Source organism: Alteromonas sp. 009811495, from assembly GCF_028865455.1.
In the GTDB taxonomy this organism is placed as follows: Bacteria; Pseudomonadota; Gammaproteobacteria; order Enterobacterales; family Alteromonadaceae; genus Alteromonas.
Map to the genome: position 1 here is coordinate 110,611 of NZ_CP113972.1, position 18,361 is coordinate 128,971.

Annotated in this window: 15 protein-coding genes; 10 read left to right on the plus strand and 5 right to left on the minus strand. The window is 44.9% G+C overall.

Translation table 11 applies throughout. The features are described 5' to 3' along the window. Window positions 1-183 precede the first annotated feature (183 nt). The 3 genes from OZ660_RS00510 (at window position 184) to OZ660_RS00520 (ending at window position 4,000) form a co-directional block, all read left to right on the plus strand. On the plus strand, window positions 184-1,932 hold the full coding sequence (locus OZ660_RS00510; RefSeq protein WP_274742196.1) for a diguanylate cyclase: 1,749 nt from the start codon (window positions 184-186) through the stop codon (window positions 1,930-1,932). A 99-nt stretch (window positions 1,933-2,031) separates the two neighbouring features. Beyond that, the gene (locus tag OZ660_RS00515; protein WP_274742197.1) at window positions 2,032-2,727 is read left to right on the plus strand and encodes a response regulator transcription factor; all 696 of its coding nucleotides are present in this window, start codon (window positions 2,032-2,034) and stop codon (window positions 2,725-2,727) included. Further along, entirely contained in the window at window positions 2,720-4,000 is a 1,281-nt protein-coding gene (locus tag OZ660_RS00520) for a sensor histidine kinase (RefSeq protein ID WP_274742198.1), read from the plus strand. Before OZ660_RS00515 ends, OZ660_RS00520 begins: the two co-directional genes overlap by 8 nt. On the opposite strand, the gene OZ660_RS00525 is transcribed toward OZ660_RS00520, so the two are convergent. Then, window positions 3,963-4,643 carry a hypothetical protein gene (locus tag OZ660_RS00525; RefSeq protein ID WP_226432501.1) on the minus strand — a complete coding sequence of 227 codons (681 nt, stop codon included), beginning with the start codon at window positions 4,641-4,643 and terminating at the stop codon, window positions 3,963-3,965. The genes OZ660_RS00520 and OZ660_RS00525 overlap by 38 nt on opposite strands. 85 nt (window positions 4,644-4,728) lie before the next feature. Between OZ660_RS00525 and OZ660_RS00530 the strand changes: the two genes are divergently transcribed. Further along, entirely contained in the window at window positions 4,729-5,757 is a 1,029-nt protein-coding gene (locus OZ660_RS00530) for a S41 family peptidase (protein ID WP_274742199.1), read from the plus strand. A 105-nt stretch (window positions 5,758-5,862) separates the two neighbouring features. On the opposite strand, the gene OZ660_RS00535 is transcribed toward OZ660_RS00530, so the two are convergent. After that, entirely contained in the window at window positions 5,863-6,435 is a 573-nt protein-coding gene (locus OZ660_RS00535) for an outer membrane beta-barrel protein (protein WP_232369650.1), read from the minus strand. Between the two features lie 295 nt (window positions 6,436-6,730). Between OZ660_RS00535 and OZ660_RS00540 the strand changes: the two genes are divergently transcribed. Beyond that, entirely contained in the window at window positions 6,731-8,824 is a 2,094-nt protein-coding gene (locus OZ660_RS00540) for a TonB-dependent siderophore receptor (RefSeq protein WP_274742200.1), read from the plus strand. 230 nt (window positions 8,825-9,054) lie between these two features. Further along, the gene (locus OZ660_RS00545) at window positions 9,055-9,960 is read left to right on the plus strand and encodes a hypothetical protein (protein WP_274742201.1); all 906 of its coding nucleotides are present in this window, start codon (window positions 9,055-9,057) and stop codon (window positions 9,958-9,960) included. Between the two features lie 75 nt (window positions 9,961-10,035). Here the strand turns inward: OZ660_RS00545 and OZ660_RS00550 are convergent, their stop codons facing one another. Then, on the minus strand, window positions 10,036-11,256 hold the full coding sequence (locus tag OZ660_RS00550; protein WP_274742202.1) for an acyl-CoA dehydrogenase family protein: 1,221 nt from the start codon (window positions 11,254-11,256) through the stop codon (window positions 10,036-10,038). A 176-nt stretch (window positions 11,257-11,432) separates the two neighbouring features. On the opposite strand from OZ660_RS00550, the gene OZ660_RS00555 reads away from it, so the two are divergent. From OZ660_RS00555 to OZ660_RS00570, 4 genes are all read left to right on the plus strand, one after another. Next, a complete protein-coding gene (locus OZ660_RS00555) occupies window positions 11,433-12,356 on the plus strand; it encodes a LysR family transcriptional regulator (RefSeq protein WP_274742203.1) in 924 nt (307 codons plus the stop codon). Window positions 12,357-12,396: 40 nt separating this feature from the next. Continuing rightward, window positions 12,397-13,158 (plus strand): MBL fold metallo-hydrolase, encoded by a 762-nt coding sequence (locus OZ660_RS00560; protein WP_274742204.1) that lies wholly within the window; start codon window positions 12,397-12,399, stop codon window positions 13,156-13,158. A 180-nt stretch (window positions 13,159-13,338) separates the two neighbouring features. Further along, window positions 13,339-14,727, plus strand: a complete 1,389-nt coding sequence (locus OZ660_RS00565) for a YcjX family protein (protein ID WP_274742205.1) — start codon at window positions 13,339-13,341, stop codon at window positions 14,725-14,727. A gap of 91 nt (window positions 14,728-14,818) precedes the next feature. Then, entirely contained in the window at window positions 14,819-15,724 is a 906-nt protein-coding gene (locus tag OZ660_RS00570; RefSeq protein ID WP_274742206.1) for a YcjF family protein, read from the plus strand. Between the two features lie 15 nt (window positions 15,725-15,739). On the opposite strand, the gene OZ660_RS00575 is transcribed toward OZ660_RS00570, so the two are convergent. Together OZ660_RS00575 and OZ660_RS00580 are read right to left on the minus strand one after the other, a co-directional pair. Beyond that, on the minus strand, window positions 15,740-16,966 hold the full coding sequence (locus OZ660_RS00575; RefSeq protein WP_274742207.1) for a threonine/serine ThrE exporter family protein: 1,227 nt from the start codon (window positions 16,964-16,966) through the stop codon (window positions 15,740-15,742). Window positions 16,967-17,207: 241 nt separating this feature from the next. Continuing rightward, the gene (locus OZ660_RS00580; protein WP_274742208.1) at window positions 17,208-18,290 is read right to left on the minus strand and encodes a hypothetical protein; all 1,083 of its coding nucleotides are present in this window, start codon (window positions 18,288-18,290) and stop codon (window positions 17,208-17,210) included. Between the last annotated feature and the right edge of the window lie 71 nt (window positions 18,291-18,361).

An 18,361-nucleotide genomic window follows, 5' to 3' on the forward strand; every position in this document is an offset into this window, starting at 1 on the left:
CTAAAAATAGCCCGCTAAGACGGGCTTTTGCTTGACTTAGAAATAGCAAAAGCATATACCCAACAATGGGGGCGTTTATAAAAGCGAGATAGCTTCAGTTCCGTCAGTGCTTTGATAATAACAATAATTTTTTCTGGTGATATGGTAGCGAACAATTTAACGATTATACGTCTTGTGATGCTAATGCTGTTGCTCTTGGCATCGGTTAAGGCAGTTGCAAACGAAGCGCGTATTACCACGTTAAAGGCACAATTAACCGCCTTAGCTCCAAGCGATAAGGCGCAGTTACCACTATTGCTAGAACTCGCAGACTCCTACTTGTATCAAGACCCAGCGTTGTCAGAGCAATATGCTAAGCAGGCGTTGCCTTTTAGCGTTCAAGAAGAAGACGACTACAGTCGGGCGAGAGCGTTTCGCCTTTTAGGTATGTCGAGTATGTATCAAGGCAAAAACAACGAAGCCTTTACGTATTTAACGCAGGCGCTTAGTGCCGCAGAAGTAACGGATGACGCGCACTTGCTGTCTATTTGTCATCGTTCTATAGGCGTGTACTACGAGCTTGTGGTCGATTTTGATAATGCCGTTAAATACTACATTGAAGCCATTAAACACGCGCGCACAAGTGACAATGCTGCCGACCTTGCCATGGTGTATAACAACTTGGGGAACGTGCTGAATTCCCAAGGAGACTACGATGATGCGGCGGATTATTTTAAGCAAGCAGCAAGTATTCACCAAGGCCTTGGCAATACTGATATGGCAATGAATGCCACGGTCGGACTAGGCACAACCTTCTTAAACTCACAGCAATACGAGCAGGCGCTCAATATCTTTAAAGCTGTGCTAGAAAATGACGAATTTATTTACGATTTTACTTACAGCGAAGCCAGCGTGAATTTAGCGCATGTATACCAAGCGTTGGGTAAACACGAACTTGCAGTAAAGATGTATCGCCATGTGATAGAAGATGAACGCGGTGGCTCTTATCCACAGGCGTTGGCGTCGGCGTACCTTGGTTTAGCCAAGCTCTACACCTCGCTTGAACGATTCGACGAAGCATTGGATTTATATCGTAGCGGCATCGTTAAGGTGAAAAACAAAACCTCGGTAGAAAGTGAAATTGCACTTTATGAAAGCTTAGCGCTGCTTGAGCTTAAACTGGGAAACTATGAAGATGCAGCGAACACGCAGGCCGAGTACATAGCGCGCAGAAATGCCATTCAGCCAGTAACGCAAGCCGGCATTATTAAAAAGCTAGAAACCCAGTTAAAGACCGAGCGAGAACTAATACAACTGCAAGAAGACTTGCTGCAACGCGAGCGAGAAGCCAAGCACTCAACCTTCTTCTTGTTTACGTCCATTGTCATATCACTCTTCTGCTTGGTGCTTTTCTTAGCGCTCAGACTAAGGCAGCAGAAGTTACTTAGACTTGAGCAAACCAATGAGACCTTGCTGGTGGCTTCTGAAACTGATCCTCTTACTCAAGTGGGCAACCGACGTTTTCTCGATAGAAAGTTAGCCGTACTGCGTCAAACCTCAATGGAAATGGCGTTTTTATTATTGGATATTGACCACTTCAAAACCCTGAACGATAACTACGGTCACGATGTGGGCGACGACGTATTAGTGCGGCTGGCGATTATGCTAAAAGCGTTGTGCCGCAAAGACGATGTTCTAGCACGCATTGGAGGCGAAGAGTTTGTTATCTTGCTACCTAATACCGCCCAAAGCGCGGCAATGACAATTGCTGAGAGGATTAGACACAAAGCAGAAGAAAGTGTGTTCAAAGCGAAGGCTCGTGTTACGGTGAGCATCGGCGTTGCGGTAGGTAATACGCAAAGCGCCTGTTATGACGAGCTTTACAAGCAAGCCGATATTGCGCTGTATCAAGCCAAAGCGGATGGTCGAAATAGCGTGCGTGCATTTTCGTAACGTGTAGCGCTAAGTGTCGATAATTCACTGTTTGTTCACTCTGCTTGGTACATAATCAAACCAGTTTGATTAATCGCGATAACGTAATGGGAGGAAGGGATGTCTGAGAAGTCATTATCAATATTGCTCATTGAAGATAATTTGGCGTTAGCAAAACAAGTTTGCCGTTTTCTTGAAGGACTTAACTGGCATATCGACTTTGCAGACAAAGGCAAGTTGGGCGTATCCCTTGCAACCGAAAACAGCTACGACGTGATTGTGCTAGATCTTAATTTACCCGACTGCGATGGACTTACGGTTTGCCAGCAAATAAAGGCTGCACAGCGGCGTATCACCCCCATTTTAATGCTTACTGCACGGGATGCTTTTGAAGATAAAGCCAAGGGGTTTATGTCTGGGACAGATGATTATTTGACAAAACCCTGCGACCTTCGTGAGTTGGCTTTCCGTTGCCAAGCGCTGGCTCGCCGACCTGCATTACACACCAATACGGTACTTGAAAAAGGCCCCTTACGACTTGATACCAAAGCGTACACAGCCACCTTCAACGACAAAGTAATCAAACTTACTAAAGTTGGCTTTCAACTGCTTTACGAATTGACAAAAGCTTATCCCAATCCTGTGGCACGCAGTGATTTGATAAGCACGTTATACAATGACGAATTACCGGAGAGTAATCCACTGAAGTCCCACATTTACAATTTGCGCAAGGTACTTGCGCAATCAAGCTCAGCGTTGACTCTCGCTACTATAGGCAATATTGGTTATAAGCTAGAGGGGCTTGGCAATGCTTAAAGGCATTCGCGCCCAGCTATTTTTTGGCTTTGGTGCACTGGTGGTTGTCATTAACTTATTCTATTTCAGAATGACAAGCTTGTTTGTTGAAGTAACGGAAAGTTGGGTGTCGAACTATATCCTTGAACGAGAAAAAGATCGCTTTAACGATCAATCTATTGCGCCTGCATCACCAGCGGACTTTCTGAGTAATGACATTGTTTTATTAAGTGAGGCGACACTTACGTCTATGGGTGAGCTCAATCGAAGCCTTTTTGATAGCGCTTTATTTCAATTTGAGTTTCAGGGTGTAAGGGGCTTCGCGTACGTGATCTCAACAGATAGGTACATAGCATTAAATACGCAAAACACGCTCGCGCTGGCAAATTTTTCATCGGTGTTTGGTGTGTTCTTATTTAGTGCTGCGGTCGGCGTTATTTTGCTTACAATACTGAGCACATGGTTTGTTGCAAGTAAGCTCTCAGCCCCTATTATCTCGTTAACCGAGAAGGTTGCGTCACAAGAAGTACAAAGCCCCTGCGATATTGATGAGTCTTCACGACAAGATGAAATTGGTGAGCTTGCTAGAACGTTTGAACAGACCTATCGCGCCTTGCAACAAGCGTGGCGACGAGAGCACGATTTTGCCAGTGACGTAAGCCATGAACTGAGAACCCCAATAGCCCTTATTCAAAATACATTGGTGCTAAACCAAGATGAAAAAGGCAATCAAACCCCTATGTCTGACGACGACAAACAATTACTTGTGATGTCAGCGCATACCCTGCAAAACACAGTTGAAGTATTGTTAGCGTTGGCGCGCAAAGAAAATCTTGTTTTCGAATCACAACCTCTGTTGCCGTTTATTGAGCGAACATTGTTGTCGCTTTACGGCGCAAACCCAGATAATCAGTTTGAAGTTGATGTGGAAGTCAGTACCAAAATTAGTGGCGTGGGAAATGGCCACCTCATCACATTATTGTTTCAAAACCTGATTAATAACGGCTTTTACCATGGCGGCAAAAGCGCAGCTAACGTCGCAATGCGCATATACTCAATCACGCCAAAAGTTTCGATGAGTGATCGCGTTGACGAAACAGAGCATGATACCCTTGAGCACTTTTCTCAGGCAATCGTGTTTGAAAATGCTATCGACAACTCGCCGTCGTCCAATTATCAAGGTTTAGGGCATGGTCAGTATTTAGTGCACCGCATTGCACAGGTAATGGCGTGGCGTGTTGACATCAAAAGCACTGCTACGACGTACGCGGTAACGGTGTACCCAAAGTGTTAAGGCTATGGCGAGCCCTGTAAAAAAGTGCGCCTGCCCATACAAACCAGATAATGCTTGCTATGCCAAAGGCAGCGCCAATAGTAGATAGAGCGGGTATCAGTGTTAGGCAGCCCAATAGACCAACAAATACCCCAAATCGATGTAGTGATTGGGTTGGTAGGTTGTGCTTAATGCCGTGCAAGCTTAATGTGAGCAACCACAATCCGCCGACCCACTCCACACCGTCACCCAGTCCCATTTGTATACTATACAAAGCAAACCAGATTGACGTTTGCTGTTCGCTTGGTAGCGAAAGCAAATATTCAATTGAGAAGATAGCAATGCAGCCACAGGCAATGGTGTAGCACGCCCATATAAAACCGAACATCATACTTAGGTAATAGGTTAAGGTTTGGTAGCGAGCAATTATTTTATTAATGCCATTTACCAATACGAGTAAGCTGGTACCAAATGCCACAAAAATAACTAAATACCAGGCTTGGAAAAAACGGCCGTTCGATAAAATAAATGCCAACCGTTGATGGGGATTAAGGTGAATACCGGGCTCGATATAGAAAATCATAATAAAGCCCACAATAAAGCAAGCCGCACAAAGAAACGCAGCAAATGAGGGAGAAGATGACTTACGGTTTTGGTTATTCACTTATTGTTCACTTCGAACATGATATTTTAAGGTTTTCATATACTTCTGTTGGTTTTAACATGCCAACAGCTTTAAGGACTACGCAATGAAAATAGCCACCTACCTGTCAAGCCTATGGCTGCTCTTTATGGCTGGGCATGCTGTTGCTGATAATCAGAACGCACTGCTAAACAACATCAAAAGCACAATTCAAGAATACTATGTGCTATCTGAAAACATTCCAGCGATTAACACAAGTTTAGACAACGTTACTTTGCAACAAACTATTTCTCAAGCAGCATCTAAAAAGCAAGTAGCAGAGTTACTCACTCAACACTTAGCGCAATTCGATAAACACTTTACCGTGCAGTATGTGCCATTATCCGAGCAACAAAATCAATCCCAGTCAGAGCAAGTGAGACAAAAAGAACCCTGGTTTCAGCGTTTAGCACGTAACAATGCGGGCTTTAGGGAGGTGGTTGTCAAAAAGGGCAACGTTGGCGTGTTAGAGTTTTGGGGCTTTGCTGAGCTTAATGCTCACACTAAGAAAAAGATTGCGAGCGCAATGGGTATGCTGAGTGACGTTGATGCGCTAATTATCGATTTACGCGAAAATGGCGGAGGCAGCGGTGAAACTGTTAGCTGGCTGACAAGTTATTTTGTAGAAGGAAAAGTACATTTAAATTCGTTTTATACTCGCTACACCGACGCACTTAACCCATTTTATACAGAGCCTACAATTACGAACGCGCAATTAGCATCAGTACCGCTTTATATTATTATTGGCCCTGATACGTTTTCAGCCGCAGAGGAATTTGCCTACAACTTAAAGCACTTAGGCAGAGCAACTATTGTAGGTATGCCGAGCAAAGGCGGCGCTAATCCATGGAGATGGTTTGCGTTAGAGGGTGATTTTCGAATAGGGGTGCCGACTACGCAGGCCATCAATCCTATCACTAAAAGCAATTGGGAAGGCCGTGGTGTTCAGCCAGATATTTTGATAAGTGAAGACAATGCTTTGGAAAAAGCCTATATCTTGGCCCTTGAATCACTTGCTTTGTCGGTGACTAACCGTTACCAAAAAGACGAAATTAATACACTGCTTATAGACAGTAACGCAATAACGAGGAAGTAGCGGGGCATAAATACCGCATTATTGGCCTACAAACTAAAAAGCCGCTTTCACTGAGTGAATGCGGCTTTGTTCTTATTATAACTCGTCGACGAAAGTGATTACGCTTTAGAAGTTATAACGTGCATTGATGCCAAAAGTGCTTAGGTCGTCAGACGTTTCATAGCTTAGACCTACAGCAAACATTGGGCTTAGGAAGTAGTCTGCGCCAACAAGTACAGACGTGTCATCGTCTTCATCTAGGTCGATATATTTAACTGCACCACGTACTTCAATGTTGTCAGTAACCATTGAGCGCACACCCGCTGTTAAACCAAAACCATCTTCATCAGCAGATTGACCAGAGCCAGAAAGCTCTACATCTTCGTAGCTAACAATACCGAATAGGTCAGTTTTTTCAGACCATGCATAGCGATAGCCAAGGCCAATCGTTAGCATATCTAGGTCAACGTCGATGCCAAGAATGTCGTCTTCTTGCATTGAGTACTCAGCCGTTACAAATACGTCGTCTGTAACTAGCTTTGATCCTGAGAACGCGAAGCCATCTGGCTCGTAAGAAAAGTCAGACTCGTCAAAGTCAGTAATAACGTAACTACCTTGAACGAAATCCCACGCAGGTGCAGCGGCAAACGCGCCTGCAGATGCAACACTCAGTGCTACAGCGAGTGCAAGTTTTTTCATTGATATTTCCTTATTGTAAAAGCTATTGGTTGGGAGACCAATAATAGGCAACGCCAAGAATGTAAGAGGAAATGAGATAGAAATCATCAATTTTCATTAGCTTAGTGTTACAGAATGTAACGAGAGTAATAATCTGGGCTAGGCGACCATTAAAAATAACGTTAATCACGTGGTTATCGTACTTACTTTACAAACTGTTTTTAGTAAAGCTAATGATAATAATTATCATTTGTATAATTGTGCTGTATCGGTATAATCCTCAGCCACACAAAATCATTACAACGCTGAGAACACCATGAAACGACTTTCTTTATTTGCTTTATCGCCCTTAGCTCTGGCCTTTTCAGTGCATGCTCAAGACGTATCAAACGATACTCAAGCAGCACAAGATATTGATGTAGAGGAGATCCGCATTGTCGGTGTACGTCAAAATCGGGTAAGTCGCGGTGCAACAGGTTTGTCGATGGAAATTAGCGAAACGCCGCAATCAATTAGTATTTTGTCAGAAGATCTTATGCAGTCTTTTGGCGCATTTAACATTAACGACGCACTTAAACTTGCTCCGGGTATAAATGTTGAGGAGTGGGAGACTAATCGCACAAACTACACCGCTCGCGGCTTTGAGATAAAAAACACGCAAATTGACGGCGTCGGCTTGCCCAACGATTGGGGTATTGTCACGGGCGCTGTTGATGCCTACGGGTATGAAAAAATTGAAATCATTCGTGGTGCAAACGGCTTACTTACTGGTGTAGGTAATGCATCAGGTACAATTAACTACGTAAGAAAGCGTCCAACTAATGAAACTGGCGGAGAAGTGGGCGCTAGCTTTGGCTCGTTCGACTTTAAGCGCGCGCAGGCTGACTATTCAGTTCTACTCACTGAAGATGGCCGCTGGGCGGCACGCGTTGTGGGAAGTATAGAAGACAAAGAAGGCCACATTGAAGGGCTGAAGAACGACCGTACATTTCTTTACGGTGTAGTTGATGGGCAGCTAACCGATAATGCCACGGTCACATTTGGGTTATCCCATCAAGATGCCAACACAGATGGCAATACGTGGGGCGGTTTAGTGTTTAACTATACTGATGGTACGCAAGCCGAGTGGGATGTAAGTGATACCACAACACAAGAATGGACGAAGTGGGATACCCAAACCACAAACGCCTTTGCCGAGCTTGATTACGTTTTCGACAATGACTGGCAACTACTACTTAGCTATAACTACCGCGGCTTTGAAGATCAAAGTAAGCTATTTTACGCCTATGGCGCCATTGATAAAGAGGCTGGTCTAGGCTTAACGGGCTGGCCGGGGCGTTACGACTCTGAGCGTGATTCGCATTTGGTAGAAGGACGCTTATTTGGTGAGTATGTGTTATTTGGTCGTGAACACGAGTTTAATGTCGGCGTGAGCCATGCCACCAGTGATGATGTGTCGTTTGTACATGCCTTTGATTACGCGACAACACCTGCATTTGGCCCAACTCCAGCTTTTCCTTACGGTCTTGATGCCATTGCAGAGCCAGAATGGTTGGCGCAGTCAGAATATTCCAATATAGAGCAAACGCTTACGCGTTACTTCGGCTCAACAAAGATAGCCATAAATGACGCCTTATTTGTTATTGCAGGGTTTAACGCTATAGATTTTGAGCGCAGCGGGGAAAATGCGGGCGCTGTTATCGACAACGAAGAAAGTGAGATAAGTCCTTATGTTGGCGCCACTTATGCCGTTACTGACCGTGTAAATGCCTATGTGAGTTATTCTGATGTGTATCAACCACAAGAACAGTACGACATTAACGGTCAATACCTAGCGCCGACCAAAGGCAAAAACTTTGAAACGGGCTTTAAAGCACAATGGTTTGACGACAGGTTATTAACTACGTTTGCGTATTTTACTGCTAAGCAAAATAACCTAGCGGCTTATGCCGGCACTAACCCAGATACGTTAATGTATTACTACAAAGGTGTGTCGGTAGAGTCGACAGGTTTTGAATTTGAAGTGGCAGGGCAAATTACCGAGGCACTGCGCGCGAATGCGTCTTATACCAATATTGATGTTGAAGACGAACAGGGTAACGACGCCAACTTATGGGCGCCAAGAGATGTTGTTACTTTTCAGCTGGGTTATACCGTGCCTCAAGCGCCAGAAATTGAGCTAGGTGTAGGTGGTCGTTGGCAGTCTGAGATCAGCAATGTTGATTATAATGTAAAGCAAGGCGCCTATTTCTTAGGTAACGTGTATGCATCACAAGCATTTACTGACAACCTTACTGTCCGTATGAATATCAATAATATCTTTGATAAAAAGTACATCAATAGCTTACATACAATCGGTTTTTACGGTGCGGGAATTAATGCGCAGTTAAGTGCCGTTTATACCTTCTAACCAATAGTATTTAAGATACTTTGGTATTGGTAAGCTTATAAGTAAAGGGGCCTGTAATGGCTCCTTTTTGCTTTTAACTTGGCTAACAAGCTCGGCATATACACAATAGAGTTTACAAAAACTGTCATTATTGGTTCACAGTCTGACCAGTTGCGTTGTACGAAAAAGTAGCAATGCTAGGCGCCTTGCTATACAGTGCCGCCGATTTTTTAGACGTGAGGGAGAGGTCTTTGTTGACAAGTGTTGCCATGCGCTACTGCGCCTTTTCATTAGGCGCAATACTCACTTTGTATCCAACGTTAACCTTGGCGACTTCTGCGTTATGGTTATCGCAATGGCACGCGTCTGATGACAAGGTTCTCACTATGGATGAACAAACGCGTGATCTAATCCTTGATGGCATTCAAGATATTACCTTTACCCTTGAGCAAACTACATCGAAGCGCGCCCTTGTCCGTCTTCAAGAAAGTCGTAATGTGTGCGTAAGCGACCGCATCTATAACAAAGAGCGAGCACAATACAGTTTGGCGAGCACCCAGCCTCAGGTTGTTGTGCCAGGCCTTAAGCTTTATGTACTCGACGCGTTTATTAAAAAACACAATATTGCACCTGTAGATTTAGCGCAGCTTGCACTTTCAGATCTTTTAACGCGGTATCCTCACTTTCGACTAGGTACAGTCGCAGGGCGTTCCTACGGCAAGGCAATTGATGAGGAGCTAGCAAAAGATGCACATAAACTGCGTTTATGGCAACGAAGTGGCAGTGATATGGGGGAAGGCGTTATCGACATGCTAGGCTCTAAACGCATTGATGCGCTACTTGAGTATCCGCCGGTATTTGAAAAAGTACGCGAGAAAAACGCTATCGATACTGCTATTCACGCCGTTTCTTTAAAAGAGATTCCCGAATATGGCGTTGGCTATGTGTTGTGTTCTAAAAGCGATGAAGGCGAGAAGGCAATAAGGGCTATTTCAAAGCAACTCAGAAAAGTAACAAAACAGCGTGCCTATTTAGACGTGCACTTGTCTGCTATGCCTGCATCGTTCAAACAAGAAATGCTGCGTTACTATAACGAAGTTTACGGCACAGACTTTACGCTCAACCCCAATGAATCAAGCACTGCTAATAACCATTAGCGCGCTCAAAGTACTGTAAAGTAGATATGGGAAAAATAAAACGCGACATTCGTCGCGTTTTATCTGCTTGATTAACTATTGGTACTTCTTAAGTTCCAGTCTCGATACCATACCTTTATGTACTTCATCTGGACCATCAGCAAGACGAAGTGCTCGAGCGCCTGCGGCAAATCGCGCAAGTGGGAAGTCGCTACACATGCCTGCACCACCATGAATTTGTAGCGCCATATCTACTACACTTTGCAGCATATTGGGTACCACGACCTTGATAGCGGAAATCTCTGTCATGGCGTGTTTTACGCCCAAGTTGTCAATTTTCCACGCAGCGTGAAGAGTTAGTAAGCGCGCTTGTTCTATTGCCATTCGTGCATCGGCAACGCGTTCAAGGTTGCCACCCAAGCGAATAATAGGCTTACCAAAGGCAACGCGTTCATGGCCGCGCTTAAGAGCAAGTTCTAGGGCTTTTTCAGCCATGCCGATAGCGCGCATACAGTGATGAATACGCCCTGGCCCTAAGCGACCTTGTGCAATGGCAAACCCTTTGCCTAGGCCCATAATAAGGTTGTCTTTACTTACTCGTACGTTGTCAAAGTGCATTTCACCGTGACCGTAAGGGGCATCATAATCGCCATAGGCGTCAAGCATACGCTTAATGGTGATCCCTGGTGTATCAAGTGGCACAACGACCATACTATGACGGCTATGTTTATCGTTTTCAGGGTTAGATAGCCCCATAAAAATGGTAATTGCTGCGTTAGGGTGCCCTAAGCCCGTAGACCACCATTTCTTGCCATTAATCACAACATCGTCACCATCTTCAATAATGGTGGCTGCCATGTTCGTTGCGTCTGACGATGCCACATCAGGTTCGGTCATACCAAATACAGAGCGAATCTCACCTGCCAATAAAGGCGTTAGCCATTTATCTTTTTGCGCGTCGTTACCAAAATGATAAAGCACTTCCATATTGCCTGTATCTGGGGCATTACAGTTAAATATTTCTGGCGCAAAAAGGTATTTACCCATGCGCTCCGCCATGGGCGCATACTCTAATGTTGTAAGCCCTTGCCCAAGCTTGGCGTCGGGCAAAAACAAGTTCGCTAACCCTGCTTCTCGCGCTTTCGCTTTTAGTGCTTCAGTGCCGGGATGAAGTTTCCAGTTTTTCCAGTCGCCGTGGTTGTTTTCTTTGTGGTGAAAGTCGTATACCTCATTCTCAATAGGCTCAATATGCTCTGCGATGAAAGTGTCGAGTTTCTCAAGTAAGGCTTTGGTTTTATCGTTATGCGAAAAGTCCATAGGGCACCTAATCAAATTGGTTGCGTTTTGACCTATAGTAGTGAAAGTTGTTGAGTGAATGAAATGAAATATAATCTTCTATTGTTGTGAATTTTGTTCATGGTGCTAGGCTGTTGGCATATAGGAAGATGCCAAGCAGATATTGCAAAAAACAGAGTAGTGGACAGGGGCAAGAAATGAGTAAGCAGCGGCAGTTTGAAAAACTCGATCTCAATTTACTTAAGGTGTTCGAAGCCTTATGGCAGCACAAAAACATGACGCGAGTAGCCGAAGCGCTGCATATTACACCTTCTGCTGTTAGCCACGCTATGCGACGGTTTCGCGATATACTAGGCGACCCTTTATTTGTTAAAGAAAAGCAAAGTATGCTGCCAACCGCTGCCTGCGAGCGTCTTGCGCCGACCATCTTGCAAGCGCTTAGCAACATTCGAAAAGCATTGGGTGAGTTTTCAAACTTTAATCCAGCCCACAGCCATCAGCGTTTTGTGATTGCGATGCAAGAGTCACTTGAACTGGGTGTGCTACCTACGCTATTGGCAAGGTTAGAAAAAGAAGCGCCAAATGTTGAAGTTGTCAGTACTCGTCTTCATCGCGACACTATGCTCAGTGACTTAAGCAATCGCAGTTTGCACTTAGTGATTGATATCGGACGGGCTGTCGCCGCTCCCATCTCGCATTCTTTGCTGCGCCGCGATACCTACAGAGTGTTGATGAATAAAAACAACCCTCTAGTGACCACACTGGATAAACGCCGATATCTTGCAGCGCGTCATATTACGGTGTCGAACCGTGCAAAGGGGGCCTCGGTTGAAGAAATTGCGCTACAACAACTGGGTGTGAGTAGACCCTCATTATGGCGCTGCCAAAACTACCGTGCTGCTGCTGATGTGGTTTCAAGTACTCACGCGCTGCTCACGCTTCCCGGCTCGGTAGCTGATGCAGTGGTTGACGACAACGTAATAAGTACAAAGCTACCTTACGGGCTTCCTGCACTTGAAACGCACTTATACTGGCATAGTCAGCATGAGGGGGAGCCAGGCTTAATGTGGTTGAAAGATTTAATGTTACATCTTTTCGCCGAATCTGGTCATGGTAAGTAATGTTTGATAGCATGCGCGCATTATTTGATTGAGTATGTCTATGAAGATCCACACGTTACCTGGCTATATACAGCACATTTATCTTGTTGAAGAGGATAATAAGTTATTGTTGCTAGATGGCTGTAGTCGTGCAGATGTGGATAAGGTATGTGCTTATATTACTCAAACCCTTGGGCGGCCACTGAGCGACTTAGCGTTAGTGGTGGTGACGCACATGCACCCTGATCACGCCGGGGGCGCGATACGTCTTCGCGAGCGCACAGGGGCGCAAGTAGCCGCACATCCTAAAGCGCCTCACTGGTATAGTGGGGTTACCGGGCGTGTGGCCCATAGTATCGATTTGTTGCTTACCTTGTGGGTGGCAAGCCGCATTGGAAAACCCAAAATGCCAGTGTGGTATAACCCTGTTCTAACGCCAGATCTATTATTACAAGACGGACAGCGGCTACCTGGCTTCGCTAATTGGCAGATAATGTACACACCAGGTCACACCGACCATGATTTATCTGTTGTTCACGTACCAAGCCAGCAGGCTTATATTGCTGACGTGTTAGTGAAAGTAAAAGGCGAATTAGTACCGCCATATCCTCTTTGCCATCCTAATCAATATAGAGACAGCTTAACCAAGCTAGCTCAGTCACAAATTGATACATTCTTTTGTGCGCACGTTGAGCCAACAAACAAAGACGATATCGACTTTGAACACGTTATAGAAAATGCACCGCGAAAGCCCAAGAATCACTGGCATTCCAGCAAAAACCGCATCAAGAAAAAGTTGTTTGGCCTTACTCGAGAACACTAAAACAAACTTGCCGTAAACGCATTACCGAAGGGTTTTACGTGGCATTACCCTTGCTTTTACCCGCTTTACAACCACATTTAAACTATGCACAGTGTTATGTAGGGGCAACTGCGAAATACGCAGAAGGTGCCGCTCAGTAGAGGGCACAGCAAGGTAATTAAAAGGAGTAATGCGGGCTGTATGCAAAAAAAAATCGCTACGCTGTTTGATAAAACACGGGCTGTGGCGTCGTTAACTGGCGACAAACTGGCTGATGTCTTTAGCAAAGAAACGCACCGATTTACCATTACAGGGCTTAGTCGCAGTGGCAAGTCGATGCTGTTTACCAGTCTTATCACTATGCTGAAAAGTCGAAGTGAAGAGGGCTATGCCTGCTTGCCATTACTGCGTTATCTCCCGCCTTCACAAGTGTTAGACATGCAAATAGCGCCCATCGAGGGCTATAAACCCTTTCCTCATCTAGACAACATCGAAGCACTAGAGCAAGGTATTTGGCCTGATGCCACCGAAGAAGCTTATGGTTTTAAGTTAATTGTTCGGCTTAAGCAAACCGCGTCGCTTAAGCGCTACGTATTGCCGCACACAGACGTGGTGTTTGAATTTATTGATTATCCCGGAGAGTGGATAACCGACATTCCTATGCTAAGTAAAACCTACGCACAGTGGTCAGACTCGGCGTGGGCTCAACTTAGCAGTGGTCCTCAACAATATTACGCGAATGCGTGGAAGGCCGTTGTTAATCAGTTCGATTTTGAGCAAGCACCTACCCCTGAGCGCATAACACAACTACTTAATGCCTATCGAAGTTATTTGGTAGAGGCAAAAGCCAATGGCATATCGCTGTTGCAGCCGGGAAGTTTTTTGCTGGAGTCCAGTGACTTTAATTGGCGTGAATTTGGTTTTACGCCACTGCCATCAAGTATAACAAGCGACGTGTCACACCCTTGGTTTATTGCGTTTAACAAGCACTTTTCAACGTTTCAAACGAAATGGCTCACGCCATTGAAGCAGTCCATTTTCAAAGAAACTGACAAACAAATCATTCTTATCGATTTGTTTGAAGGGCTAAATCACAGTAGACAGCACCTATATCAGCTTAAAGAAACGCTAAGTCATTTAGCCGATACCTTCGTCTATGGGCAAAGCGGGTGGTTCTCGCGCACTATTTTGAAAAAAGAACAAATTGGCCGAGTCGCATTTGTTGCCACTAAAGCTGATCTTATTCCTCATAGTCAACGAGATAATCTGTTGAGTTTACTCACTCAGATAACAGAAGGGGCAAGGGCTCGATTTACCGATAAGCCTATTCAATTTGAACACTTTTTGGTATCAGCTATGCAGGTTACTGACGAAGGGGGATGCGATAACGCTATACGCTACAAAAATAGCGAAGGGCAGTATGTAGAATCCACATTTGAGCCGGTGCCACGTAAATTGAAAGAGATGGAAGAGGGGAGTCATTTTCCCGTGCCACACGTAACCGTGCCTTCCGACTTTAAGGCGCGCATTCTGGCAGGAAAAGGCATAGACAGATTACTGCAATTTTTACTCGGGAAAGAAGAGATTTAGAGCGTGTTGGGCTTAAACACAAAAGCGCCAAGCGTAAACAGGCCGACGTGCTGCTAGGCAATAACGCACACGCGCTTATGAAGGTATTAGCATGAACGAAAAACCACAATATAAAACGAAAGTAACTACACAGACTTTAGATATTGCTCAGCCCGAGACAAAACTGCCGCAGCAGGTGGCACAAGATGTATGGGAAGTAGACGCTAAAGAAAAAGGCGTGTCGTTGGGTACGGCAACATTGGGCTTTGGTGTAGTGTCATTGTTAGGCTTTTTTGTTTTTGAAGCCTACACCACATTAATGGCAAATATGGCCGAGCACCCCATCGGGGCAAGTGTATTAGGCGTTATGTTAGCGGGCTTTGTCAGTTGCTTTAGTTTTTTAAGTTTTCGAGAGTGGCGAGGCTATAAGCAAGTGAATACCGCAATGGATGATGCGGGTGCTATTCGCGAGTTGCTTGCGAGCAAAGGCAGTGAAACCTCGCCGCAGAAAGTGCAAAGTGTGTTACTACATCATGGTAAGCGATTTAGTAAAGGGTCTTACGCTGCACACTGCTTTGAGCGCTATCAGCAGCAATTGCAAAGCGACATGACATCGGCCGAGTATTTAGGGTTATATGAAGATACCGTACTAACACAAGTGCAAGCCAAAGCGCACAAAGTATTAAACAAGGAATCTGTGACCGCGGGGAGCCTGGCGTTTATTAGCCCCAATAATCTCATTCAAACGTTTGCGGTAATTTGGATAAGCTTTAGGACCATTCGCCGTTTGGCAAGAGTTTACGGGCTTCGCCCCAGTACAGTGGGCAACTGGAAGTTACTTAAAGTGCTTGCTCAAAACATTGCAGCACAAGGCGTGTTTGACTTAGCCACAGATGAAGTGGCCAATCAAATTGGCGGCAGTTTGTCGGCTAAATTTATGGAAAATTCAGCCGAAGCCATTGCCGCAGGCGCGCTAAACGCAAGGCTAGGACGAGCGCTTATAAAACTGCTTAAGTAGCCAATCTACAGGCAGTTAAAGCGCTTTTTTAGTTGGCATAACAACGTTGGCAAAAATAAGTCCAGCCACTAATGACATGAAGATCAAAAACACTTCTTGGCCAAGGTGATCGGCTTTAACAAAGTCTTGCCCTGTCATAAATGAGTTCAAACCAATGTATGTCTTAGAGCCAGGCACCAACACAATTAATCCGTGCATAGCCACAATAGTGGCCGGTTGATTGGCAATTCGGGTAAACGCATTAGCAAAGATACCCAAGGCAAAAGCACCCACGAAAGCCCCTAATCCCGGGCTCATATAATCTGAACTAAATGCAGTAGCACTGTACGCGATAAATGCTGCGGCAAGCGCCCACGGAATATGTTTCAAGCGCGTACGGAATATCGCAACAAGTGCAAAACACAATAAAAATACCGCCAACCACGTCGCCCAGTAAGGCAGTGACTCTGCAGGCGTATAAATGTTTTCGCCAAATGCACTAAATCCAACTGATACGCCAAGAAACGCACCAAAATACAACTTAAACAGTTGCATGATGGCATCCATGGTACGGGCTGTACCTGATACCATATTGCGCGAAGACAATTCGGCAAGCCCCATGGTGAGTGCAAGACCAGGTACAAATACAATGACTGACGACAGCACCACTAATGGAATGTTAATGCCAGGGTCAATATAGCTGCCTACAGCACAGGCTAAAATGCCGCCAACAAAGGCCGTGACGGGTTCAAGCATAAGGTTAACCCGCTTCGACTTTTGTGCCCAAAGTGTCCAAAGGTAAGCCACAATACCCAGTGCGCCAGACCATCCAATTTCGCTCCAGCTTGCTCCCATTAGCATGGCGAACGCACCTGTCGCCATGGCAAACGCAACACCCGTTATGAATTTGCCATAGGGGCTGCCCATTGCGTCAATTTCATTTAAGCGTTTATCAGCTTCGCTAAGTGATAACTTTCCCGCCAATAATTCACTGGCCAGTTCATCGGTTAACGACAGCGCGTTCATATCAAGGTCGCCAGGTAAAAGGCGCGCGGCGTGATTATATTCGTCTTCGTGGCGATCGCTCCAAATCACAAACGTGAGCGACGTCGGTGTAGAAATAAACGAAGCGTGTACGCCCAAGTACTTTGCTACCTCGCCTAAATAGGCTTCTAAACGAAACGCAGGCGTACCGTACTTGTGCAGCATTTTTCCAAGCTTCACGATAAATCTACGGATTTGAATAAATTCAACGGTATCCAACGCACTGTCCTTCAAACATAAAACGGCTATGACAACCCCAATATGGGTTAAATATAATAAAAAAGCCAGACGAACACACTGGCATGTCTGGCTAAAATTTGCGCGGATTGTACGGAGGGTTTGCGCGGAAATCAAAACATATTTTTTCTTATTTTGCGTAAGAAAAACTAATGCTTTTTCAGTTGGCGTTTTTTCCGCGCTAAAGGTGTAGTTGTATGTTTTTGAAACCTTTTATTTGTTGCTAAGGACACGCCCCTTGCATAGTAAATGTAGGTTCGCCTTGAGGGTTATAAAAACGCCACGTACAGGTTTCACTTCCACCACCGCCATTACTTGGTTGAGGAATAAAGTTAAAGCCTCTACCGTAATCTGTTAAGCCACCATCCCCAAAATTACCGCCCGAAGTGCTTGATTGTATGCTCGCTTCCCAATACTTATTGAGGTGTTCGAGCATGCACGGGTGAGTATTCGTTAAGGCACCTGCACTTAGGGCGCTAATCGCAATACCATCTATTCTAGAGGCATTTTCGTTAACCGAGATACCGAGAACATGGTTTTGCAAATAAACGTTGTATGCAATGCGGTTTATAGTCTTACTTGTCTTAGCATCCGAAAAGTCCGCCACAATTAATCTATCTTTGTTTATTACCTCCCTTGTGCCCTCAATATTGATGTTATCGGTGCTAACAGAAAAGTTGCTGCCGGTAAAATGACTGTTCGAAAACAGCGTTCCCTGATCAGGGTATTTATGCTGGTAGGTGTCTTGGGCAAGGTCTAATAATTTTCCGATTATGCGGGGGGAGAATGCGGCTTCAATTGCAGGGGCAATGGACGAATTATCACTGCAGTTTCTTGAAGGCGCCGACTGTACGGTTTCTAACACGCTTGATGGGGTTGTAAGCTTATGATTGACCGACTGAATTACCTCGTCTAGCTGTGCGTAGGTTTTGATAATCTCTTTCATTACCTTTTGAGTTTTGTTGTTCACAGTGAAAGGTTGTGCGCTTAAGCGTATATCGTCGAGTGCAGTACCTAGGCCGGCGTAAAATACGTGAAAGCCCCAAATTTTCTTTGTTGATGCGTTGGCAACTAATATTGGATTGGTCTTAACGATACAGGCTTGCGCGTGGTCGGTCTTAGAAGGGCGCTTTTCGCTACATGAATGCTTTACGTTGAACTCACCAAGAAGTGCAAATGCTTTTGCTTCGGTCTTGTCGCAGTTGTTGCAAATTATGGCTTGATAATTTTGCGCAGAGGCGCCTTGGGTGATGAGTAGTGTAACCAAAAACACTACGCTGCCTACTACTGTAATCCATTTTTTCATAGGTATATTCATCCGTATTTGAATAAAAACGCTATTTGTCCTTTCTAAATAGCGTTACTACTGTTTCAAAC